At 41.4% G+C, this 22,273-nt stretch carries 22 protein-coding genes and 1 pseudogene; 16 read left to right on the top strand and 7 right to left on the bottom strand.

The genetic code is table 11. The annotated features are described in order from the left end of the window. Window positions 1-206 precede the first annotated feature (206 nt). Both AQPE_RS10405 and AQPE_RS10400 read left to right on the top strand, forming a co-directional pair. The gene (locus AQPE_RS10405) at window positions 207-896 is read left to right on the top strand and encodes a ComF family protein (protein WP_318350990.1); all 690 of its coding nucleotides are present in this window, start codon (window positions 207-209) and stop codon (window positions 894-896) included. 295 nt (window positions 897-1,191) lie between these two features. After that, entirely contained in the window at window positions 1,192-2,574 is a 1,383-nt protein-coding gene (locus AQPE_RS10400; protein WP_318350989.1) for a tryptophanase, read from the top strand. A 79-nt stretch (window positions 2,575-2,653) separates the two neighbouring features. Here the strand turns inward: AQPE_RS10400 and AQPE_RS10395 are convergent, their stop codons facing one another. From AQPE_RS10395 to AQPE_RS10385, 3 genes are all read right to left on the bottom strand, one after another. After that, complete coding sequence (locus AQPE_RS10395) at window positions 2,654-3,268, bottom strand: porin family protein (protein WP_318350988.1); 615 nt, start codon at window positions 3,266-3,268, stop codon at window positions 2,654-2,656. After that, window positions 3,265-3,951, bottom strand: coding sequence for an SIR2 family NAD-dependent protein deacylase (locus AQPE_RS10390; protein WP_318350987.1), 687 nt, complete (start codon window positions 3,949-3,951; stop codon window positions 3,265-3,267). The genes AQPE_RS10395 and AQPE_RS10390 overlap by 4 nt, the downstream gene beginning before the upstream one ends. 105 nt (window positions 3,952-4,056) lie before the next feature. Then, window positions 4,057-5,010, bottom strand: coding sequence for a metallophosphoesterase (locus AQPE_RS10385; protein ID WP_318350986.1), 954 nt, complete (start codon window positions 5,008-5,010; stop codon window positions 4,057-4,059). 147 nt (window positions 5,011-5,157) lie between these two features. Here AQPE_RS10385 and AQPE_RS10380 point away from each other — a divergent pair, with 147 nt between their 5' ends. The 11 genes from AQPE_RS10380 to AQPE_RS10330 all read left to right on the top strand — a co-directional run bounded on the left by AQPE_RS10380 (window position 5,158) and on the right by AQPE_RS10330 (window position 15,838). Further along, complete coding sequence (locus AQPE_RS10380; RefSeq protein WP_318350985.1) at window positions 5,158-5,691, top strand: NUDIX hydrolase; 534 nt, start codon at window positions 5,158-5,160, stop codon at window positions 5,689-5,691. Then, complete coding sequence (gene dnaG / locus AQPE_RS10375) at window positions 5,688-7,637, top strand: DNA primase (protein WP_318350984.1); 1,950 nt, start codon at window positions 5,688-5,690, stop codon at window positions 7,635-7,637. Before AQPE_RS10380 ends, dnaG begins: the two co-directional genes overlap by 4 nt. A gap of 36 nt (window positions 7,638-7,673) precedes the next feature. Further along, window positions 7,674-8,156: a pyridoxamine 5'-phosphate oxidase family protein gene (locus AQPE_RS10370; protein WP_318350983.1), complete on the top strand. Its 483-nt coding sequence runs from the start codon at window positions 7,674-7,676 to the stop codon at window positions 8,154-8,156. 92 nt (window positions 8,157-8,248) lie between these two features. Then, entirely contained in the window at window positions 8,249-9,286 is a 1,038-nt protein-coding gene (locus AQPE_RS10365) for an NAD-dependent epimerase/dehydratase family protein (RefSeq protein WP_318350982.1), read from the top strand. Window positions 9,287-9,522: 236 nt separating this feature from the next. Beyond that, window positions 9,523-10,542, top strand: coding sequence for a 1,9-bis(guanidino)-5-aza-nonane synthase (locus AQPE_RS10360; protein ID WP_318350981.1), 1,020 nt, complete (start codon window positions 9,523-9,525; stop codon window positions 10,540-10,542). 284 nt (window positions 10,543-10,826) lie between these two features. Next, window positions 10,827-11,372 carry a YceI family protein gene (locus AQPE_RS10355; RefSeq protein WP_318350980.1) on the top strand — a complete coding sequence of 182 codons (546 nt, stop codon included), beginning with the start codon at window positions 10,827-10,829 and terminating at the stop codon, window positions 11,370-11,372. 170 nt (window positions 11,373-11,542) lie between these two features. Next, window positions 11,543-12,259, top strand: a complete 717-nt coding sequence (locus tag AQPE_RS10350) for a pirin family protein (RefSeq protein ID WP_318350979.1) — start codon at window positions 11,543-11,545, stop codon at window positions 12,257-12,259. A 23-nt stretch (window positions 12,260-12,282) separates the two neighbouring features. After that, entirely contained in the window at window positions 12,283-12,561 is a 279-nt protein-coding gene (locus AQPE_RS10345; RefSeq protein WP_318350978.1) for a GNAT family N-acetyltransferase, read from the top strand. A 175-nt stretch (window positions 12,562-12,736) separates the two neighbouring features. After that, entirely contained in the window at window positions 12,737-13,876 is a 1,140-nt protein-coding gene (locus tag AQPE_RS10340) for a glycerate kinase family protein (RefSeq protein WP_318350977.1), read from the top strand. A gap of 113 nt (window positions 13,877-13,989) precedes the next feature. Further along, complete coding sequence (locus tag AQPE_RS10335) at window positions 13,990-14,769, top strand: hypothetical protein (RefSeq protein ID WP_318350976.1); 780 nt, start codon at window positions 13,990-13,992, stop codon at window positions 14,767-14,769. A 43-nt stretch (window positions 14,770-14,812) separates the two neighbouring features. Next, window positions 14,813-15,838 carry an adenosine deaminase gene (locus AQPE_RS10330; RefSeq protein WP_318350975.1) on the top strand — a complete coding sequence of 342 codons (1,026 nt, stop codon included), beginning with the start codon at window positions 14,813-14,815 and terminating at the stop codon, window positions 15,836-15,838. A 9-nt stretch (window positions 15,839-15,847) separates the two neighbouring features. Here AQPE_RS10330 and AQPE_RS10325 read toward each other — a convergent pair whose 3' ends face one another. Continuing rightward, a complete protein-coding gene (locus tag AQPE_RS10325; RefSeq protein ID WP_318350974.1) occupies window positions 15,848-16,609 on the bottom strand; it encodes a type III pantothenate kinase in 762 nt (253 codons plus the stop codon). 257 nt (window positions 16,610-16,866) lie between these two features. Here AQPE_RS10325 and AQPE_RS10320 point away from each other — a divergent pair, with 257 nt between their 5' ends. After that, on the top strand, window positions 16,867-17,367 hold the full coding sequence (locus tag AQPE_RS10320) for a response regulator (protein WP_318350973.1): 501 nt from the start codon (window positions 16,867-16,869) through the stop codon (window positions 17,365-17,367). A gap of 212 nt (window positions 17,368-17,579) precedes the next feature. Continuing rightward, window positions 17,580-18,518: pseudogene (locus AQPE_RS10315) on the top strand (IS256 family transposase, variant Zn-binding type); the annotation flags it as partial. A 357-nt stretch (window positions 18,519-18,875) separates the two neighbouring features. Here the strand turns inward: AQPE_RS10315 and mtnP are convergent. The 3 genes from mtnP to mtnA are packed head-to-tail and all read right to left on the bottom strand — an operon-like array spanning window position 18,876 to window position 21,316. Next, entirely contained in the window at window positions 18,876-19,622 is a 747-nt protein-coding gene (gene mtnP, locus AQPE_RS10310) for an S-methyl-5'-thioadenosine phosphorylase (protein ID WP_318350972.1), read from the bottom strand. Then, window positions 19,615-20,223: a class II aldolase/adducin family protein gene (locus AQPE_RS10305; protein ID WP_318350971.1), complete on the bottom strand. Its 609-nt coding sequence runs from the start codon at window positions 20,221-20,223 to the stop codon at window positions 19,615-19,617. The genes mtnP and AQPE_RS10305 overlap by 8 nt, the downstream gene beginning before the upstream one ends. After that, window positions 20,216-21,316: an S-methyl-5-thioribose-1-phosphate isomerase gene (gene mtnA, locus AQPE_RS10300; protein ID WP_318350970.1), complete on the bottom strand. Its 1,101-nt coding sequence runs from the start codon at window positions 21,314-21,316 to the stop codon at window positions 20,216-20,218. Before mtnA ends, AQPE_RS10305 begins: the two co-directional genes overlap by 8 nt. A gap of 222 nt (window positions 21,317-21,538) precedes the next feature. Here mtnA and AQPE_RS10295 point away from each other — a divergent pair, with 222 nt between their 5' ends. Next, window positions 21,539-22,162 (top strand): HAD family hydrolase, encoded by a 624-nt coding sequence (locus AQPE_RS10295; RefSeq protein WP_318350969.1) that lies wholly within the window; start codon window positions 21,539-21,541, stop codon window positions 22,160-22,162. Window positions 22,163-22,273: the final 111 nt, after the last annotated feature.

Here is a 22,273-nt window from a genome sequence, read left to right as displayed (position 1 = left end):
GTAATTTGACACTCATCCAGAATTTAATTGCAAATGTATAGCAATTGTCGAATTCATTTGCTCAAATATCTAAAATATTGCAGGCCGACAACGCTTAAATCTCATCGGCAGCAGATAATTAATCACTAAAACCCATTAAACGTGTACTAATTTTTTTTAAATTTAATTGTAAGTCAATTCAATCAATAATCAGTCCCGAACCAGTGATGAAAACTTCAGTATTTTTTTACCTGACCGAACTCTTATTTCCCCGGCTTTGTGTGGTTTGCGGCGATAGGCTGATCGAACAGGAACAATGGATTTGCCTGCATTGTCTTCATCATATTCCCCGAACGAATTATCATCTTGATCTGAATAACCCCGTTGCGCAAATATTCTACGGAAGAGTCCAAATTGAATTTGCCACAGCTTTTTTTAGGTTCAGCAAAGGTAGCCAATACCAAAAATTGCTGCATAATCTGAAATACAAAGGAATGAAAGAGCTTGGTGAGGAAATTGGGAAACATTTTGGCATTGACCTGTTGCAATCACCCGAATTCTCTTCAGTTGACATAATTTGTCCGGTTCCACTGCATCCGCAGAAGGAGAAGAAGCGTGGTTACAACCAAAGCTGGTGGATTGCCTCCGGAATGGCCAAACAGATGAATAAAGAACTTTCGGCCAATAACCTGAAACGAGTCACGGCCACCGAAACGCAAACACGCAAAAACCGATTCGAACGATGGCAAAACGTGGAAGGCATTTTTGAACTTTCCGATCCGGAAGCATTCTCCGGAAAACATATCTTGCTGGTCGATGATGTTGTAACCACCGGGTCAACGCTCGAAGCGTGTGCGGCTTCCATTATTTCAACAACCAATGCAAGGGTGAGTATTGCCACATTGGCTACTGCCTGATTGATTCATTTCACAGCTATAAACCTGACAAACATTCATAAAATCAAGAAATGGTTTTTATACCTTCGCAACACATAAACCATTCGGTCATGAATGCCATTTTGAGGAACATCTTGTTGACTGCACTTTTCAATCACCTTTTCCTGAACCTAAAAAACAGGGACGGATTTGCTGCTTAACCTCCATTTGCTGTTATTCTGACAGCCCTAAATTCAAATCTTTTATTAAAATTCCGTTCATTTTTAACCTGCATCGATTGATGTTTGATTAATCGTATGCTTTAATATTTACTCTTATGAATTTACCATTCGCCGAAAACTATAAAATCAAGATGGTAGAACCCATCTACCGTTCAACTCGCGAGCAACGCGTACAGTGGATTGCTGATGCCAATTACAACCTGTTTAACCTGAGCAGCGACAAGGTTTTTATCGATTTGCTGACCGATAGCGGAACCGGAGCCATGAGCGACCGCCAATGGGCCGCCATCATGACTGGCGACGAAAGCTATGCCGGTTCGTCATCCTATTATCACCTGAAAGAAAAAATCCAGACGATCTTTGGGTTCGAACACTTTTTGCCAACTCATCAAGGGCGTGCTGCCGAGAATGTTTTATTCTCTGTTCTGCTGAAGGAAGGTGACCTGGTTCCCGGAAATTCGCATTTCGACACTACCAAAGGTCACATCGAGTACCGTAAGGCAAAAGCCATCGATTGTACCATCGACGAAGCTTTTGATACCGACAGCACTTTCCCGTTTAAAGGAAATGTTGACCTCGCCAAACTCGAAAAAGTTTTCAAACTTCAACCTCAAAAGAATATTCCGGCAATGATCATGACCATTACTTGCAACTCTTCCGGAGGGCAACCTGTTTCGATGGCAAACCTGAAAGCAGTGAAAGAAATGGCCACTGAATATGGCGTTCCGGTGATTTTCGATTCGGCTCGTTTTGCCGAGAATGCCTGGTTTATCCAGCAACGCGAAGAAGGATATTCCACCAAAACAATCAAAGAAATTGTGAAAGAAATGTTTACGTATGCCGATGCCATGACCATGAGCAGCAAAAAAGACGGCGCTGTAAACATTGGTGGTTTTATGGCCATGAGAAACATCGATTGGTACGATAAAGCCTCAACGTTCAACATCATGTACGAAGGCTTTGTAACCTATGGCGGAATGGCCGGACGCGACATGAATGCCTTAGCTGTTGGCCTTGATGAAGTAACCACCAACGATTTTCTGGACACACGAATCAAGCAGGTTCAATACCTTGGCAACAAACTGATGGAATACGGAATACCCATTCAGCAACCTATTGGTGGACACGCGGTTTTTGTTGATGCCAAGAAGTTTTTGCCGTACGTGCCTAAAGAAGAATACATTGCTCAAACGCTTGCCATTATTCTTTATCTGGAAGCTGGCGTACGTGGAGTTGAAGTGGGAACTTTACTGGCCGACCGCGATCCGGAAACGAACGATAACCGATACCCAAAACTCGAATTTCTGCGTTTGGCTATCCCACGCCGCACTTATTCAAATAACCACATGGACGTGGTAGCTGCCGGGCTGAAAAACATTTTCGAAATCCGCGACGAAATCCGGACTGGCCTACTAATCCGGAAAGAGGCAGCAATTATGCGACATTTTACCGTTCTTCTAGAAAAAGTAAAATCATAAATAAAAGCGGAGGCAAACCCTTCTCGAATTTGCCTCCGCTTTTTATTTTTTTCCTAAAAATAACGGTCATTTGTTCGTCTTAGAAATCAAGTCGGTACAAAACTGTCGTACTTAGCAAATTATTGAACTGGTTGCTTTTCCAATACCATAGCGGATCGCCTTTCTGTTTGCGGATAGGTAAAACAGAATAAGCTCCACGCAAATCAACAAAAAGCCGCTTCGTAAACTGGAACCGAAAACCCAATAATCCCTGAAGATCGAATTCACTGAACGCTTTCTGGTCTTGTTCGGTCAATTTTCCGTAGTCGTTGTATTCGCGTCCACTAATCAGATAGCCTGGCGACATACCAACCAGAAGGGATATTCGCTCACTGGTGCGAATCCCAAGGTAAACGGGAAGATCTACATAATTCAACCGCATGATATATTTGATCTGCCCGTCAGTCGCCAGTGAATCGATGTTCCGGCTACCTTTTTGTGCGAATTTGAGTTCCATTCCGGCATAAACCGTGCGCGAAAGGTTTGTTTGAACAAATCCACCCAGAGCCACGCCTGGTTTGTGGTACCCGCTATAATTATCGCCATCAACCTGCGAGGCATTAAGTCCGACAAGCACGCCTCCTTCAAACCGTTGTGAAAATCCACTTAAACTGACGATTGTCAGCAGCAAAACGATGAGATAAAACTGCTTCATACCAGTTCCTTTAATTTTTCTTTCAGGATTTCAACTCCTTTACCTGCTTTTTCCTGAATATAGGTCACATTCCGAATAAAGACCGAAGGACGTTCCGGGTCGATTACAAAAATAGGAGTTTCTCTTTTCGCGTAATTGACCAACCCGGCTGCCGGATAAACATTCAGTGAAGTGCCAATGACTACCAGAATGTCTGCCGATTCAACAATTGGAATGGCATCGTCCATGGCCGGAACTGCTTCACCAAACCAAACAATGTGGGGGCGAAGCTGGCTTCCTTTGGCGCACTTTTGTCCAAATTTCAGTTCCCAGCCATCAATATCATAAATTAACGATTCGTCGACCGAACTGCGTGCTTTTTTGAGTTCGCCATGCAAATGCAAAACCGATGAACTTCCAGCCCTTTCGTGCAGATCGTCAATGTTTTGGGTAATAATGTGAACTTCAAAATCTTTTTCCAGATCGACTAGCCCAAGATGACCAGCATTGGGAACTGCTTCGTACAATTGCTTCCGGCGGTCGTTGTAAAATTTCATCACCAGCATCGGGTTTTTCGCCCAGGCTTCGGGAGTAGCAACCTCTGTTACATCATACTCTTCCCACAAACCGTCCATGTCCCGGAATGTTCGGATTCCGCTTTCCTGGCTCATTCCGGCTCCTGAAAGGATAACCAATTTTTTCATTTTTTCATATGTTTTTTGATTGCAGATCAACGATTATAGATTAACGATTAATATTTGGATACGGGTAAGTTCGTTAATCCACAATCGTTATTCGTTAATCTACAATCAGTTTTTTATTTCGCGATCAGTGGCTCGGAGAAAGCCTTCAATTTTCAAACTACCGTTGTTATATACATCCACAATCATGCAAGCACTATTTTCAGGTCCATCGCCATCAACTACTGCATTCACCGAATAATAATGAATTCCATTAATCAGATTGTATCTTTCCTCGTGAACATGTCCCTGAATTACACAAAGGATATTTCCTGCTTGCTCCAAAATCTGTCGGACTTCCACCGCATTTTCCACAGCTTGTTTCACATCTTTCGATTCGTCGAGCATCTGATGGATAAAAACAATAACCGGAAGTTTATTCCATTTCAGATCAGCTTTGAGCCAATCCATCTCTTCTGCCGGAATGCTGGCGTTGTCCCATGTGAAATTTCCATGATCGTAGGCTTTCCCTTCTTTGGTGAAGTCTCCGTCCAAAACCACAAAATGAATTCCTTTCTGGGTAAACGAATAATAGCTTTCGGTATTCGGAATACCTGTATTTTCAACTCTTTCCAGAAATTGTTGCTTCGAAATTCCATCGGTGTCGTGATTTCCCAAGACGTGGTAAGTCGGGCCATTAAACTTACGGAAAACCGCTTCAATGTCAGCAAGGTATTTCAGTGTATTGGCTTCATTCGGAACTACATCCTGATCTTTAAAATCGCCAAGTTCGATCATAAAATCAACTTTTTGACGATTCATTTCATCAACAGCATCTTTCACTTTTGATAGCGACTGTCGATAAAAACGATTTCCAGCAGGTTCCCGGTCGGCATAATGTATATCCGAGATCATTCCAAATCTGATGATTGGCTTTGCATCAATTTTCGCAAATACGTTTGGCGGAAACATTAATCCGGCAACTGTAGTTCCTGCAATTCCGATGAATTTTCTTCTTGAAAGAGACCATTTTTCAGGCATAATCAGATCGATTTGTTTCAACCAAAGATAAGAATTAAACATTTGCCTTCGGTTGATTCTGTTAATACCTGTCCTTCCAAATTGTTAAATTTTTCCTGAAATGTGTCGCCTGAAATGTGAATTTTACCACTCTGAAGTTTATCTTTGACAATCATTCGGAATTTATATAACCCCAAGTTTTTCAGCAAAATGAGCAATACAACCATCCAAACACTGACGTTTATTTTTGACAATACAACCGATCATATTCTTTTGCATCAGATTGCCGAAGATGGTCCGTTGAAACGAAAACATTCAGGAATAAAAGGCAACATTGGGTTGTTGGAAGACATGCGCGATGCAGCTATCCGGAGTATTCAGGAAACAAGCGGACTCGAAGTTTCGGAAGCTGTTTTGCGCGGAGTGGTCAAAGCCATTCAGGCAACAACAGGCTCTTCAACCGTTTATATGGTTTACGAATCAGCCAAATTTCCGGAGAATTGGAGAACAAGCTTTCGGGACGCCTCAAATGGGTCGATATTCTGGATATTTTCAATTTACAAATGGAGAGCCTTGTTCAGGAAATTATGCCCAACCTTCTCGACGGTGAAAGTTTCTTTGATGGAACAGTTCATCTGGGTAGTCAGGATGAGATCATTAGTTCCGACATCCGGATTTGTAATACAATCTGATCGAAGAATCAGGGGAATTTCAACCTTTAAATTTTTACATTTGCATCAATGATTGATCAAGCTACCATCGAGCGAATTGTTGATGCGGCGCACATTTCGGATGTGGTGTCGGAGTTTGTTACGCTTAAGAAAAGAGGTGTTAACCAACTGGGATTGTGCCCTTTCCATAATGAAAAGACACCTTCGTTTACCGTTTCGCCTGCCAAAGGAATTTTTAAATGTTTTGGCTGCGGAAAAGGTGGCAACTCAGTGAACTTCATCATGGAGCTAGAACAGCTCAGTTATCCGGATGCTTTGCGATGGCTGGCCAAAAAGTTCCACATCGAGATTGAGGAAAAGGAAGAATCGCTGGAAGAGAAGGCGCTGAAAGACGAACGCGAAAGTATGATGATCGCTTCGGCTTTCGCACAAAAGTACTTCAGCCGGTTTTTGCTGAATGAAAATGAAGGCCGCACCATTGGCTTGAGTTACCTGCGCGAACGTGGCATCCGCGACGACATCATTACCAAATTTGAATTGGGTTATTGCCCCGATGGCAAAGACCTCTTCACCCAGGCGGCCACTCGTGAAGGCTATAAAATGGAGTTCCTCGAAAAGACTGGCCTGACCATCAAACGCGACGATTGGGTGCGCGACCGCTTTGGCGGACGGGTAATTTTTCCGGTTCACAACGTGGCTGGACGTGTCATCGCTTTTGGCGGACGAACCCTGACCAACGATAAAAAAGTGGCCAAATACCTGAATTCTCCGGAATCGGATATTTACCACAAAGGGCGGACGCTCTATGGAATTTATCAGGCCAAACGCGACATTACCCGCTTAGATAAATGTTATTTGGTTGAAGGATACACTGATGTGCTTTCGTTCCACCAGGCCGGTATTGAAAATGTGGTGGCCTCGTCGGGCACTTCACTGACGATCGATCAGATTCGGTTGATTCGTCGGTTTTCGCCCAACATTACCATTGTGTACGATGGCGATGATGCTGGTATAAAAGCCTCGCTTCGCGGAATCGACATGGTTTTGGAAGAAGGCATCAACGTAAAAGTATTACCTCTTCCGCGTGGTGAAGATCCCGATTCGTTTGCCCGTTCGATGAGCGCCAGCGAGTTGGCCGAATACATCAAGAAAAACGAAACCGACTTTATTAAGTTCAAGACCCAGCTTTTGATGGAATCCGTTGAAAACGATCCGGTTTCAAAAGCGCGGCTGATCAACGAAATCGTTCATTCCATTTCGGTTATTCCGGATACCATTACCCGAACCATTTACATCAAGGAATGCAGTCGGCTGATGGATGTTCAGGAAGCGGTTTTGTATTCCGAAATCCGGAAAATTCAGAACAAACAATCGGAAGATCATACCCGAAAAGAGCTTCAGGAGATCCAGGTACAAGCATCAAAACCCAGAGTTCCGGCGACCGAAAAGACGGTTGTCAATCCGTTTGAAACCGAAGAGCGAGAAATCCTTCGAATTCTGCTGAAATATTTTCATCAGGAAGTATTTGAAATTGAAGACGAAACGACTCATGAAACACATATCTACACCGTTGGTGTTTATGTGTTGTCTGAATTGCAGAATGACGGACTAATTTCGGTAAATGAAAGGGTTCGGGATATTTTATTGGCCATGGAAGAAAATGTTGACAACAAAGATTTCGACCCGATTAAATATTTTACCCAGCATCCCAACAATGAAATCAGCCAGTATGCAAGTAATTTGTTGGCCGAAAAATACATCGAAAGCAAACGTTGGAGTAAAGGTGGTGCCTTTATCGAAACCGAAAGCGAGTTGCTGCACGAGCTTGTACCAATTCTTATCAAGGAATATAAAATCAAAAACGTAAAACTAATGCAGAAAAATATCTGGTTGCAGATTGACGAAGCATTTAAAAAACGCGATGATGAAAAAGTGGCCGAACTTCAGACTCAATATCAAAAATTAAATGAAGTCGTTGCTGCACTCTCCAAGATGCATGGATTTCGGGCAATCACATAGATTAATTATATTGAACGAACATTTCGAATAAACCACATGAGAACACATTTTATTCACGACCGAAAAGCGATTGATGCCATTTTGAAACAGTGCAAAACCTGTTACGTAGCGATGTCTGTCGATGATGTGCCGTATGTTTTGCCCATGAATTTTGCCATGGATGGCGATCGGGTTATCCTGCATTCGGCTCAGCAAGGTCGTATGTGGGAAACGATTAAAAAGAACCCAAGGGTGTGTATCAACTGGACTTTAGGCGAAGAACTGGCCTGGCAAGACGAAAAGGTAGGATGCAGTTACCGGGTTAAATCCAAGTCGGTGATTATTGAAGGAACTGCCGAAATAGTTGATGATTTTGATGAGAAAGAACGTCTTTTCACTCAGTTTATGACACAATATAGCGATCTTCCTTTCAAATTCAGTGCACCTTCTATTCGAAATGTTGGAGTGTTGATTGTGCCCATTGAAAAATTATCGGCTAAAGAATTTGGAGCAAAGGCTGTTAAGCCCTGGAATACTTAAAAAAAGTTCGGAGTGCCTAAAGTCTGGAGTGTCTAAAGTTGTAAACAGGCACTTCGAAATCTAGGCACTTTAGTCACTTAAAACTTTATAATATGATACTGGTAACAGGCGGAACCGGATTGGTAGGTGCACATTTACTTTACGAATTGACCAAATCGGGGCATCGGGTAAAGGCGCTTCGCAGGCCGCAAAGCAACACCGAATGGGTTCGGAAAATCTTTTCGTACTACACTCCTGATGCCGATTTTTTGTTTTCTCAAATTGAATGGGTTGAAGGCGACATTCTGGATTACCTAAGCCTGGAAGAAGCATTAAATGGAGTAACCAGTATTTTTCACTGTGCCGCTATTGTTTCATTCCATGGCGACGATCACGACATCATGCTAAACAACAATGTGAAAGGCACCGGAAACCTGATTGATGCAGCCATCCACAACGGGGTTAAACGGTTTTGCCACGTTAGTTCCATTGCAGCGCTAGGCAAAACTCAGGATGGAAGCGAAATAACCGAAGAGACCTACTGGACGCCTTCAAAACGTAAGTCGGGTTATTCGCTCAGCAAGTTTTTTTCTGAAATGGAAGTCTGGCGTGGAATTGAAGAAGGATTGGATGCTGTAATCGTAAATCCATCGATCATTATGGGTCCGGGAAACTGGGAAATTGGCAGTCCAAAGATTTTTCAATCGATTTGGAAGGGATTGAATTATTATACCAAAGGAATTTCGGGCTTTGTTGATGTACGCGATGTGGTGAAAGCCATGATTCTGCTGATGGATGAAACCCGATTTGAACAGGTAAAAAACCAGCGTTTTATCCTGAACGCTGGAAACTTGAGCTATCAGGATTTCTTCAATAAAATTGCCGATGGGTTGAACAAACCCCGCCCGCGGAGTTTTGCCTCCGATATTAAGCTGCACATCGCCTGGCGAATGGCCAAAGCCGGTAGCTTTTTCACGGGGAAACGTCCGTTAATTACACGAGAAGCGGTTTCAGGAACAAACCAAAACAACCAATATTCAGGAGAAAAAATCACCCGTACTATCGGATTTGAATACAGGAGCCTGGATTCATCGATTTCTGGTATTGCCGAGATCTTTCTGAAAGACATGGTTTTACCTTCAGCAAAATAAATAACCAAACCCTGCCTGATAGAATCCGTAAGAAAGCACAGAATTATTTAAGGCTTATTGTTAATGTTCCAGGAAGCTAGAATCTGCGTAACTATTTTTTAGCTGGCAATAATGAAAGAACCGAATATTTTATACTATATTTGCACGCTTTTTAAAAAACAGGACCAGTCTATCTGGCTTATATTTAACCAAATACAATTGTCTGAAAGTACAATAAAAAGAGAAAAATCAGAAGGATGAAAAAATCAGATTTATTAAAAAACACCATCGAGCACATCGACATCAAGTCATTCGATTCAACTCCAATCATCGACTCTATGCGTAAAATGTCGTTCACCTCGCGCGATACAGCCAGTGCAACCGATATTTTATTGAAAATGGTGGGCAATACCGAATGTACCAACATATTGACTCTGGCCGGAAGTACAAGCGCCGCAGGCTGTATGCAGGTATATGTTGACATGGTTAAAAATAATATGATCGATGTTATTGTGGCAACTGGCGCCTCAATTATCGACATGGATTTTTTTGAAGCACTTGGTCATAAACACTACCGCGGTACCACCGAAATTAACGATGGCATTTTGCGCGACCTTTATATCGACCGAATTTATGACACTTTCATCGACGAGGAAGAATTACAGAATTGCGATGGAACCATCAAGGAAATTACCGATTCGTTGGAGAAAAGACCTTATTCTTCGCGCGAATTTATCAAAGAAATGGGTAAATGGCTGACTGAAAATTCAGTGAAAAAAGATAGTCTCATCCAGGTTTGCTACGAAAACAATGTACCAATTTTCTGCCCGGCATTCTCCGACTCAAGCGCTGGTTTTGGTTTGGCTAAACACCAATGGGAAAATCCTGAAAAACACGTTTCGATTGACTCAGTTGCCGACTTTTTGGAATTGACCAAAATTAAGATGGCTGCCGGTGTAACTGGTTTGTTCATGATTGGCGGAGGCGTTCCAAAGAACTTTGCTCAGGATACGGTAGTTTGTGCCGAAATTTTAGGTAAAGAAGTCCCAATGCACCAATATGCTGTTCAGATTACTGTTGCTGATGTTCGCGACGGAGCTTGCTCATCGTCAACACTGAAAGAAGCCAGCTCGTGGGGTAAAGTTCAGGTAACCGACGAACAAATGGTTTTTGCTGAAGCGACTTCGGTATTGCCATTAATTGTGAGTTACGTTTACCACAAAGGAACCTGGAAGAATCGTCAGCCTAAAAGCTGGAGTAATTTATTCGTAAAATAAACGACATTCAATAATATTTTAGCCCCATTGTTTGCGAAAACAATGGGGCTTTTTTCTGCGTCAAAATTGCGATCGCCAATTACTATTTTAAGCGTATTTCCGTCATCGATCCTCAACGAAAACAAAACTGATTTCTTGATTTTAATGAGTTGAAAAGTGACTATATAAGATGCTTTTGTCCTTTTTATCATCGATTTGTGCCATTAATTCTGGAATTTCTCCATTTTTTCGCGCTTTCACATCCCCTAACTTTGTGTCATTATAAACAATAAAAAATGACGACAATGGAAAATTTAACAAAGACCAAATGGGGTATCGACCCAACTCATAGCGAAATTGCTTTCAAAGTAAAGCACCTGATGATTACCAACGTAAAGGGAGTGTTCAAAGAATTTGATGCAAGTATTTATACCACTGGTGAAGATTTTATGACCTCCGAAATCGACTTCTGGATGAATCCGGCATCGGTCGATACGGGAGTTGCTGATCGTGACGCACATTTAAAAAGTGCCGATTTCTTCGACGTTGAAAACTTCAAGCAAATACATTTCATTGGAAATACCTATGAAAAAGTTGACAATGACGGAAGCTACGAATTGTATGGCGACCTCACCATTAAAGACATAACCAGACAAGTTAAACTCGACGTTGAATTTGGTGGCGTAATGAAAGATCCATGGGGGAACGAAAAAGCAGGTTTCACCATTAACGGAAAGTTAAACCGTAAAGATTTTGGACTGACATGGAATGCAACTTTAGAAGCTGGAGGCGTACTTGTTAGTGACGATGTTAGAATAAGCTGTGAAGTAGAACTGGTAAAACAGTCCTGATTTTAATTCGCCTCTTAGCCATTTACCAATGGAAATTCAGAAATCATGAAACGAGCCATGATAATAGCAATACGCTCACACACGAGGATGACTAATATGGCGAATTGTAGCGAAGCGGAAATCCCCGAAGGGAATTCCATCTGGCAATTAAAAAACAAATATATATACAGATGAAAAATACAATATTACACAAAGCTGATACCCGTGGCGACGCAAACCACGGCTGGTTACATAGCAAACATACATTTAGTTTTGCCAATTATCACAATCCCGAACGGATGCACTTTGGAGCATTACGCGTGTTGAATGACGATACCGTAGAAGCCGGAAAAGGCTTTGGTACACATCCTCACGACAATATGGAAATCATATCCATTCCGTTGGAAGGCGATCTGGAACACAAGGACAGTATGGGAAATGTTGCCGTTATTAAACATGGCGACATTCAGGTGATGAGTGCAGGAACTGGAATATACCACAGTGAGTACAACAAAAACACCGATCGCAGAGTGAAATTTCTACAAATTTGGGTGTTCCCAAATACGAAGAATGTGACACCTCGATACGATCAGATTACGCTGAACATTGCTGACCGCCATAATAAATTGCAACAGGTTCTTTCGCCGAATGCTGACGATGAAGGCGTTTGGATCTATCAAAACGCATGGTTCCATCTCGGAAATTTCGACAAGGGAGTCAGCGCCAATTACAACATTAAAGCAAAAGGCAACGGCGTATATGCTTTTATCCTGAAAGGTGATGTAACCATAAATGACCAGGCTTTAACAACCCGCGACGGATTTGGAATCTGGGATGTCGACTCGTTGGCAATAAAGGCTGACTCTGACGCAGAAATCTTGTTGATGGAAGTTCCTATGACTTTTTAATCAATCGAAAAAAACTTTTGATAATGGAAGTAAAACAGAAAAATGATTCGAAAAAAGGGATGTTCTACATCGAACAGGATGAGAAAATTGTTGCTGAAATGACCTACGTTTGGGCCGGAACGGAAAAAATTATCATTAACCATACAGAAGTTAATGAAATTTTGAAAGGGCAAGGCGCCGGAAAACAAATGCTAAGCAAAGCTGTTGAATTTGTACGGGAAAATGGACTTAAGATTATACCACTTTGCCCGTTTGTCAAAAGTGTTTTCGACAAGAAACCTGAATATGACGATGTATTATAAATTTCTGAAATAGAAAAATGAAAGACTGATCGTGTGGCCAAAACCATGCGATCAGCTCGTTTTAAGACCCTGCAATTTGTGGTTTTTAGGGCGCATAGCAAATGTTAAATATATCACTTCCCAAAATTGAACTTTTTGCGTATTTTACTCCTAAAATTCAAAACCGGATTCAGCCATGCGCATTGTTATCGCCCCCGATTCGTTTAAAGAATGTTTAACTGCCACGCAGGTAGCTGCAGCAATTTCAAAAGGGATAAAAAAAGTTGTTCCTGAAGCTGAAATCATTTGCATTCCAATCGCCGATGGTGGAGAAGGAACCGTTGAAGCTTTGGTAGCGGCAACTGCTGGAACAATCGTTTCAACACCATCAGTCGATGCGCTGAACCGAACAATACAATCTTTCTACGGAATTTTGGGCAATGGTAACACCGCTGTCATTGAAATGGCTGCTGCTTCGGGAATTGAATTACTTGTGCCGGAAGAACGAAATCCGATGATTACCTCGACATATGGAACCGGTTTGCTTCTGAAAGCCGCGATGGAAGCTGGTTTTACTGAAATCATTCTGGGGATTGGCGGAAGTGCAACGAACGATGGTGGAGTTGGAATGGCGCAGGCTCTTGGGTTTGGACTTCTTGATAAAAACGGTAATCAAATGGATTGGGGTGGCGGATCGTTGAACGAACTACATCGAATCGACAGTTCCAATGTCCATCCATTACTACGGAAAGTAAAAATCACAGTGGCTTGCGATGTGCAAAATCCACTTTTGGGGCCTTCCGGAGCAACTCATGTTTATGGACGACAAAAAGGAGCGACGCCCGAAATGGTTGAAACACTTGAAAAAAACATGACTCATTTGGCACAAATTCTTCATCAGGAATTTGGCACTGACTATTCCAATATTCTGGGAGCTGGCGCTGCCGGTGGCTTGGGAGCTGGATTGATGGCCTTCTGCAAAGCTGAAATAGTGCATGGATTTGAGCTAATTAGTCGATTGACAGACTTAGAGAATCGCATTCAAGCTGCATCACTGGTTTTTACTGCTGAAGGTAAAATTGATGAACAAACAGCTTTCGGAAAAACCATCAGCGGAGTGGCTCAACTGGGTAAGAAGTACCGGGTTCCGGTTATTGCTTTGGCCGGTATGGTTGAAGGCGACCTGTCTGAACTCTTCAGGCAGGGACTTACTTCGGCTTTTGCAATTGCCAACCGGCCCATGAGCCTCGAAGAATCGAAGACGAATGCTTCTCAATTGCTTGCTTCGACTTCAGAACAAATTATGCGATTAGTTTCAGAAATAAATAATTTCTGAAGACGATTTCAAGTTTACTTATCCGAATAATTGTAGATTTGTAAAAATGAAATCGATTGCACAAATCCTTTCAGAAGTAAAAAAGTACAACTAATTCTCTAATTTATAACATTATGAAACGAATATTCACACTTTCTCTTATTTTGTGTGCTTTGGCCACCGCAAGTTTTGCACAGAAAAATATTGGCCTTGATAACTGGTTTAACCACGAAACCAATGCCAAAACCGGTAAAATTTTCCACTACACCTGGGACGATCAGGAAAATAGCGGTTTTTCGCAGCTTGACGATTTATTTGTGAAACGCGGCGCCAAACTAAATACCATCGCAACTGCCCCAAACAGCAAATCCATGAAAGGTATTGATGTTTATATCATTGTTGATCCGGATACCACCAAAGAAAATCCAAATCCAAATTACATTCAGGCCAACGACATCAAGTTTCTGAAAAAATGGGTGAGCAAGGGAGGTGTTCTTTTGTTGATGGGAAACGATGGCCCGAACTGCGAATTCACTCATTTCAATCAGTTGGCTTCGGAATTTGGTTTTTATATGCAGCATTCAACCTTAAATCCAGTGATAAACAGGGATTGGGACATGGCCGCTGAAACCAAATTTACTGATCATCCATTGTTTGCTGGGGTTACGAAAGTCTACTTGAAAGAAGTTGCACCGATCGTTTTATCGAAAGATGCCAAACCTGTTCTGAAAGATGAAGCAACAAATTCGGTTATTATTGCTGAAGCCAACTATGGCAAAGGTTACGTCTTGATGGTAAGTGATCCATGGTTATACAACGAATACATCGACCATGCTTATTTACCACAAAGTTTTGAGAACCTGAAAGCTGCAAATAATTTGGTAGATTTGCTGCTGAAAAAGGCAAAAAAGTAGTAACCGAATGACTTAAGTTTGAGTCATTGAATAGCTGAATGTGATGGATCAGGATGCAATCAAAAATTTCATTTCAGGATTACCAAAGGCGGAACTTCACCTACACATCGAAGGTACGTTTGAGCCTGAACTGATGTTTGGGATTGCCGAACGAAACCACATTGATTTGAAATACAACTCGGTAGACGACCTGAAATCAGCTTACGACTTCAATAATCTTCAGGAATTTTTAGATATTTATTATAGCGGAACAAATGTTTTGATTGAGGAGCAGGATTTTTACGATCTGACCTGGGCGTATCTTCAAAAAATACATTCGCAAAATGTGCTTCATACCGAAATCTTTTTCGATCCTCAAACGCATACTTCAAGAGGAGTTGCATTCGATAAAGTTATTTCGGGGATTCATCGGGCATTGGGAGATGGTCGCAGCAAACTTGGGATCAGTAGCTTTTTGATCCTAAGTTTCCTGCGTCACCTCAGCGAAGAATCTGCTTTTCAAACATTGGAAGAAGCATTGCCCTACAAATCGTGGATAACTGCCATTGGATTGGATTCGTCAGAAAAAGGACATCCACCCAACAAGTTTGAGCGGGTATTTACAAAAGCACAGGCCGAAGGCTTTTTGACTGTTGCTCATGCCGGAGAGGAGGGGTCACCAGAATATGTTTGGGAAGCTTTAAAATTACTACAAGTTTCGCGCATCGACCACGGCAACCGATCACTTGAAGATTCATTATTGATTGATGAACTGGTGAAGCGAAAAATGTCTCTGACCGTCTGCCCGCTCTCGAATCTGAAACTGAAAGTCGTTCGGGATATGACTCAACATCCATTGGCCAAAATGCTCGATAAAGGGATGATGGCCACGGTCAATTCGGATGATCCGGCGTACTTTGGCGGATATGTAAATGAAAATTATGAGGCAGTAGCGGTCGCTTTAAAGCTGACGAAAGGACAAATCGTTCAATTGGCCAAAAACTCTTTTACAGCCAGTTTTTTAAATGAAGTAGAGAAGAAAGCGATGATTGAAAAAGTCGATCTTTATTATCGGGATCAAAAAAATTAAACCAATTTTTTAAACGTATTGTGCAATATATTTCAGTCCATCCAAAGTCAGATTCTCATCAATAATTTCAATTCTTGCCGAAACATTCTTCAATACTGCCGAAAGACCTCCAGTTGCAACAACCGTCAACTTTTCACCAAGTTCAGCTTCAGTACGACTGACCATCGAATCAACTAATCCGGAGAAACCAAGAATAATACCCGACTGTATGGCATGAACGGTGTTTTTGCCCAGAACCGAAGGGGGTGCGCTAAGTTGTACATCGCGCAATTGAGCCGTATTTCTGGTAAGTGATTTCAGCGCAGTGATCAATCCCGGAGTTATGGCCACTCCAAGAATCTCACCTTCGCGACTGATTGTTGTAAATGTGAGGGCAGTTCCGAAATCAATGACCATCGTGGAACCACCATAACCCATAAAGGCAGCAGTAGCATCAGCGACCAGGTCGGTTCCAATTTCGTAGGGATCAATTATTTTAATTGGCAGTTTATCGTAAATGGATGGCTCAACTAAAAGCAAAGAACTTTCGAGCAAGTTATTCAGCATTTCTCTAAACGCTCTTATCAGACTAGGAACGACGCTACTTAAAACGGCACGTGAGATGTCGTTGTAACTAATTGAAGAACTTGTAAATAGCGATCTGAAAATCACTTCATATTCGTCAGCCGTTTTTGACCAATCAGTTTGTATCCGCCAAATTTTTACCCATCCATTTTCATCGGCAACTCCAAATACAATATTTGTATTTCCTATATCTATGGCTAGAATCATTTTAAATCAGTTTTAATTTATCAATTTCTATTCCTGCTGAAATGTAGATGTTTGCTCAAAATAGAGATCTCAAAGTTGTGAAATTTATTGTTTCCCTGCTAAAAAATAAAAAACAATCATCATAAGTTATAATCCTTGATTATATCGATTTTTTTTTTCTAAATTTGGTTACTCTGTTTTTCATAGTCTTTTTAATAATCAGGCAGTATAAAGAGCGGACCTTTTTTCAACCTTTTGGACAAAAATATATTTACAGCATGCGAAACACCAAGAATCCTCTAATATTTGTCGTTGAAGACAATCAGATGTATAACAAGCTTGTTGTTAGTTATCTCAAGACCAATAAATTTACAAATGTTGAGTCCTATTTATCCGGAGAGGAAGCATTGAATAACATGACAAAGAATCCAGATATTGTTATTCAGGATTATCTTCTTGAAGGAATGACCGGTATTGAGGTATTGATCAAGGCAAAGAAAACAAATCCTGATGTTGAGTTTATTTTTCTCTCGGGTCAGGACAGTATTGACATTGCAATTAATAGTATGAAATATGGAGCATACGACTACATTGTAAAGGATCAGATGGCCTTGCAAAAAATGGTTAATAAAATTAACAAGATTAATTCAGTCACTGAATTGGTAACTTCGAACAAACGATACCGAGTTGGAGTTGTTTTGTTTTTTGTTGGTTTAGCCATTCTTATTATCGCAACATTGGCCATGGCGTTAATGTACCCGCATATTTTTGGATTGTAAATTCTCACAAAAAATACAAGCATAAAAAACCCGGTACAGTCTCCTGTCCGGGTTTTTGCTTTAACTTATGTGGTACATGGCATATTACTGAAAAATAGTTGGTAAAAAGCTCTGTAGAGCTCATTGCTATTGATATTACAGGAAGTTTGATGAAATTGGTTTCATCAAACTTTTTATGTTTATGAAAAAATCAAAAAAAACGCTGTTGGGCATGTGGTTATACTGATGTAATTCGTTGGGGAAAACAAAACGGGAAACAACGTTTTAAGTGCAAAAGGTGTGATATTTTTCTAACCGATAATCGACCAGAGCAGCGTGTCCAAAACAGGTTCGTTTGGTTTCGGAAATGGGTTCTGGAACGTCAGACATATCAGACATTAAGCAGAGACAGCGGTTTGTGCAGGGATACACTTCAACGGACATTCTACCAGTTATTAGAGCAAGCCCCTCGGATAAAAATAATCAAGCGAGAGGGTGTTCATTTTCGAATAGATGCTACCTATTTTGCAAAGTTTTGTGTGGTATGTTATCAGGACGACTATGACGGCTATACTCAGTTATTGCGTTTTACTGATGGGGAGCATTATGAAGAGATCAGGGAAGATCTTGCTAATTTGCTCAAGCTGGGGATACAGATTGAAAGTATCACAAGCGATGGTCATAAAAGTGCTCTGAAAGCCATCCGGAAGTCAGTTCCTGATGCCATTGTGCAGCGTTGCCTGGTTCATATTCAACGCATGTGCCTGATATGGCTGACCCGTTATCCCAGGCACCCAGCAGGACAACAGTTACGCAGATTGGTGCTACAGATTCTTAAAATCGAAACTGAAAATGACCGTATTTACTGGACCAGAGAATTTCTAAGTTGGCATGAATTTCACAAAGATTACCTGAATGAACGAACCTATAATACAGAAACCGGGAGGTATTGGTATACCCATAAACTACTCAGGCGTTCTTATATAACCATCAAACGGGCTTTGCCAAACATGTTTCATTACCTGTCAAACCCTGCTATTCCAAAGACCACAAATGGGATAGAAGGCTATTTCAGTCATCTGAAAAATCACCTGGATATCCATCGTGGATTAACGGTAAAACATCGGATCAACTTCATCAAATGGTACATCTATTTTACAAACGAAAAATGAGTTTTTTTAGCCATGTAGCATCCCAGTAATACAAAAAGGCAGCCAAACTGACTGCCCTTGTATTACTGTAAATGCATTAATCTTATTGCTGACAAGTTGATCTCCACCAGAGCCTGTTTCCTCTTCAGATTAATGGCGGGAGTTTACAAATTATTATTCTAAAAATCACCAACTATTTTTCAGTACATTACCTAACCTTTTCTCTTTTAACCTTACAATTGACCGATCTACTTAATAAAATTGTTCATGGCTTTGAGACAACTTATGTGTTTCAGTTTTACAAAACATGTGCCAAACAATATCCAGATCGCAATTTAAACATCAAAAAGTAAGATTTTTTATCCTGAAAATATCTCTTTATATCTTACCGATCGTATGAATCAGTAATTCAATTACATGACTTATATTTTCATTGAAAACCTTCAAAACATCGCCCCAGGTTACCGGAGCCTCATCGGTTTTCCAGCAGTCGTAATCAGTACTCATGGCGATAGCGGCATATGGTATTCCAAGCTCATTGGCTAAAATTGCTTCAGGAGCAGTCGACATATTGATTACGTCAGCTCCCCACAACCGAAACATATTCGATTCGGCACGTGTCGAGAATCGTGGTCCTTCAATGGTAATTACAGTTCCTTTTTCAAAAATCTTCATGTTTAATTCCTTTGCCGTTTGAATGATTTTTGACCTGAGATAACTGTCGAACGGATCGGCCATTGGCGTATGTTTCATTTCGCGTGGCTCAAACGATTCAAAGAAAGTCACCGCACGATGCCGGGTAAAATCAATAAACTGATCGAGTATCACAAAATCGCCACGACCAATTTCCTGTCGTAAACTTCCGCAGGCAGTAGTTGCCACAATGTGCGTACAACCAATTTCGCGAATGGCCCAAACATTTGCCCGGTTATTTACCTGACTTGGCGGAATCGTATGTTGGCGTCCATGCCTGGAAAGAATCACAACTTCTTGTCTGTTAATTACTCCACATTTAAAATCGGATGTTGTCGATCCGTATGGCGTGTCCACTTTTAGCTCAGTTGCATTTTTCAGGATAGCAGGATTTTCCAATCCGGAGCCGCCAATGATGGCAATTTTAGTCATTTTGATAACGATTATAAATTTCAATAATTTGAGTTGTAGCTTCTTTCAGATTTTTGCCGAAAGCCAGAATTCCTTCACGGTGACCACCCATGATGATGATATTCTCGTCACTCATTCCCATTTCGGCTGCTAAAGATTGAACTGCTAAAGCCATTTCCGGAGTTCCGTACTCAATTTCTCCGGAAGTTGTTGGGTAATGATTCAGGAGCTTTTCCCACAGCCAAAGACAATGAACATGAACAACAGCGCCAACTTCAGGAATTGCTCTGTAAATGGCAGCATGAGTCAGACTTTCAGCTGATGCTTTGGTCAGGCCTTTGCACGTAATGGAATTATCCCCAAAACTGGATTCAGAAACCATTGAATAATGTGATTGATTGAGCGTGGGGAATTGGCCAGTTGCACTTCCGGTAATTAGAAAAGAACCTCCATTCGTTCGAACAGAAATATTTCCAAACCCAATTCCATCCGGATACATTCCGATCAATCCCAATTTATACAGTATCGACCGCTCCTTTTCCAGCGATAAAAACAATTCTTCCGGAAAATGAATTTCTTCATTCTCCCAATTACAATGAAACTTGATGTATCCTTCAGTCATTTTTCAAACTCCTTTCCGGAAAAAGTTCCAAGATGCCTTCTCTTGTTGCTTTACAGACTCCTCGCTCTGTAATTAAACCAGTAACTAACCGGGCAGGCGTAACATCGAAACCGTAATTGGCAACCGGGCTTTTCTCAGGTAGAATCCGGAATTCATGCACTTCATTGTTTAGCATTCCTTCCATCATCCAAACTTCACGACCATCGCGCTGTTCAATTGGGATCTCAGCGATCCCGTCGTTCAGATTCCAATCGATTGTTGTTGAAGGCAACGCTGCGTAAAACGGCACACAATTATCGGCTGCTGCCAGCGCTTTCAGGTAAGTTCCAATTTTGTTGGCCACATCTCCATTCAAGGTGGTGCGGTCGCTGCCAACGATTACCAAATCAACCATTTGATGCTGCATCAAATGTCCACCGGCATTATCCGGAATAACGGTATGTGGGATTCCCGCTTCGCCCAATTCCCAGGCAGTTAACCGGGCACCCTGATTTCGCGGACGCGTTTCATCGACCCAAACATGAATCGGAATACCAGCTTCATGAGCCAGATAAATCGGTGCTGTCGCGGTTCCCAATTCCACACAGGCCAATCGTCCGGCATTGCAGTGAGTCAGAATTTGAACCGGTTCGCCGATTTTATTTTTACTGATCGCTTTGATCAGTTCCAATCCGTGAATGCCAATGTTTTTGCTGAATTCGATTTCACGTTCCTTTAGGTTTTCAGCATAATCAAAGAGCAATTGTGTATTCTCTAAAACTGTATTTCGATCTGAAATCACGGAAAGAGCCTCATCGACAGCAAACGCCAGATTCACGGCTGTAGGCCTCGATGATTTTAACCAATCGGCTGCTCGTTGCATTTCTAAATAGAAGTCATCACCGGAAAAATTTCGGGCAGCCAAATACATTCCATAAGCGGCGGTAACTCCAATCAAGGGTGCACCGCGCACAATCATATCGGTGATTGCAAACCGTGCCTCATCCAGAGATCCGATTTCAACAACCCGGTTTTGAAATGGCAGGAATCGCTGATCAATGGTTTCGACTAAATTCTTCTCTTTGTTATACCAAATCGTTTGTGGGTTTCCCATGATTATATCTATTGTTTGCCTCCTCAAAGATAAGAGATAAAAAGCCTCCCCCAAACCCCCTCCGAAAGAGGGGGCTTTAGGTTCTGCATATCAGGAACACTACATCTCTTTTGTTGATTCAAATCCTAATTTTCAGAACCTGCCCCCTTCTCCTTGGGAGAAGGGTTGGGGATGAGGTTTTTTTTCTGACTTTTGTGAACTCGAAATTTGAAAGTTCTGGAAATGTTGAATGGAATAAGGCATATAATTTTTGACCTCGGCGGTGTCTTGCTTAATATTGATCCGAAAAAAACAATTGATGCTTTCGGAAAGCTTGGAATGGAACAATTGGTTGGCGATAAAGGACTTTCATACGACCATGAAATATTCTATCAGATGGAACAGGGCAAAATCACTCCTGAAGAATTCAGAAACGGAGTTCGGCAGTTGCTTCCCAAAGAGGTTTCCGATGATGAAATTGATGCCGCCTGGACTGCCATGCTACTCGATTTTCCGGGCATCAGGGTTGAGTTGGTAAAAAATCTCCGGAAAGATTTCAATATCTACCTTTTCAGCAATACCAATGCCATCCATGTTGAGAAATTTCATTCCATTTTCAGGAAACAACACGGATTCGAAGTTTCAACACTTTTCGATAAAGATTTCTACTCCAATGAAATAGGCTACCGGAAACCATCGTCTGAATCTTTTAAAGAAATCATACGACTTTCGGGGATTAATCCTGAAGAATCACTGTTTATTGATGACTCTTTCCTGAATGTTGAAAGTGCAATAACCTCTGGTCTCAAAGGATTTTGGCTTGAACCCGGACAAAAAGTTGAAGAAATATTTCAGGAATATTTATAGTCGCAACAACTTGCCTCGACTTTTTGTGATTGATACCTAAAATTTGCCTTGACTTTTTGGTGTTTTTGATGTATATTTGCCTTGACTTTTTGCTATAAAGTTGATAATCAA

It is taken from the genome of Aquipluma nitroreducens (assembly GCF_009689585.1).
In the GTDB taxonomy this organism is placed as follows: Bacteria; Bacteroidota; Bacteroidia; order Bacteroidales; family Prolixibacteraceae; genus Aquipluma; species Aquipluma nitroreducens.
This window is presented reverse-complemented; position numbering and strand designations above follow the sequence as displayed.

Coding starts and splice junctions, on each gene's coding strand:
- AQPE_RS10405 (WP_318350990.1), top strand. CDS start 207: ATGAAAACTTCAGTATTTTTTTACCTGACCGAACTCTTATTTCCCCGG.
- AQPE_RS10400 (WP_318350989.1), top strand. CDS start 1,192: ATGAATTTACCATTCGCCGAAAACTATAAAATCAAGATGGTAGAACCC.
- AQPE_RS10395 (WP_318350988.1), bottom strand. CDS start 3,268: ATGAAGCAGTTTTATCTCATCGTTTTGCTGCTGACAATCGTCAGTTTA.
- AQPE_RS10390 (WP_318350987.1), bottom strand. CDS start 3,951: ATGAAAAAATTGGTTATCCTTTCAGGAGCCGGAATGAGCCAGGAAAGC.
- AQPE_RS10385 (WP_318350986.1), bottom strand. CDS start 5,010: ATGTTTAATTCTTATCTTTGGTTGAAACAAATCGATCTGATTATGCCT.
- AQPE_RS10380 (WP_318350985.1), top strand. CDS start 5,158: ATGAGCAATACAACCATCCAAACACTGACGTTTATTTTTGACAATACA.
- dnaG (WP_318350984.1), top strand. CDS start 5,688: ATGATTGATCAAGCTACCATCGAGCGAATTGTTGATGCGGCGCACATT.
- AQPE_RS10370 (WP_318350983.1), top strand. CDS start 7,674: ATGAGAACACATTTTATTCACGACCGAAAAGCGATTGATGCCATTTTG.
- AQPE_RS10365 (WP_318350982.1), top strand. CDS start 8,249: ATGATACTGGTAACAGGCGGAACCGGATTGGTAGGTGCACATTTACTT.
- AQPE_RS10360 (WP_318350981.1), top strand. CDS start 9,523: ATGAAAAAATCAGATTTATTAAAAAACACCATCGAGCACATCGACATC.
- AQPE_RS10355 (WP_318350980.1), top strand. CDS start 10,827: ATGGAAAATTTAACAAAGACCAAATGGGGTATCGACCCAACTCATAGC.
- AQPE_RS10350 (WP_318350979.1), top strand. CDS start 11,543: ATGAAAAATACAATATTACACAAAGCTGATACCCGTGGCGACGCAAAC.
- AQPE_RS10345 (WP_318350978.1), top strand. CDS start 12,283: ATGGAAGTAAAACAGAAAAATGATTCGAAAAAAGGGATGTTCTACATC.
- AQPE_RS10340 (WP_318350977.1), top strand. CDS start 12,737: ATGCGCATTGTTATCGCCCCCGATTCGTTTAAAGAATGTTTAACTGCC.
- AQPE_RS10335 (WP_318350976.1), top strand. CDS start 13,990: ATGAAACGAATATTCACACTTTCTCTTATTTTGTGTGCTTTGGCCACC.
- AQPE_RS10330 (WP_318350975.1), top strand. CDS start 14,813: ATGGATCAGGATGCAATCAAAAATTTCATTTCAGGATTACCAAAGGCG.
- AQPE_RS10325 (WP_318350974.1), bottom strand. CDS start 16,609: ATGATTCTAGCCATAGATATAGGAAATACAAATATTGTATTTGGAGTT.
- AQPE_RS10320 (WP_318350973.1), top strand. CDS start 16,867: ATGCGAAACACCAAGAATCCTCTAATATTTGTCGTTGAAGACAATCAG.
- mtnP (WP_318350972.1), bottom strand. CDS start 19,622: ATGACTAAAATTGCCATCATTGGCGGCTCCGGATTGGAAAATCCTGCT.
- AQPE_RS10305 (WP_318350971.1), bottom strand. CDS start 20,223: ATGACTGAAGGATACATCAAGTTTCATTGTAATTGGGAGAATGAAGAA.
- mtnA (WP_318350970.1), bottom strand. CDS start 21,316: ATGGGAAACCCACAAACGATTTGGTATAACAAAGAGAAGAATTTAGTC.
- AQPE_RS10295 (WP_318350969.1), top strand. CDS start 21,539: ATGTTGAATGGAATAAGGCATATAATTTTTGACCTCGGCGGTGTCTTG.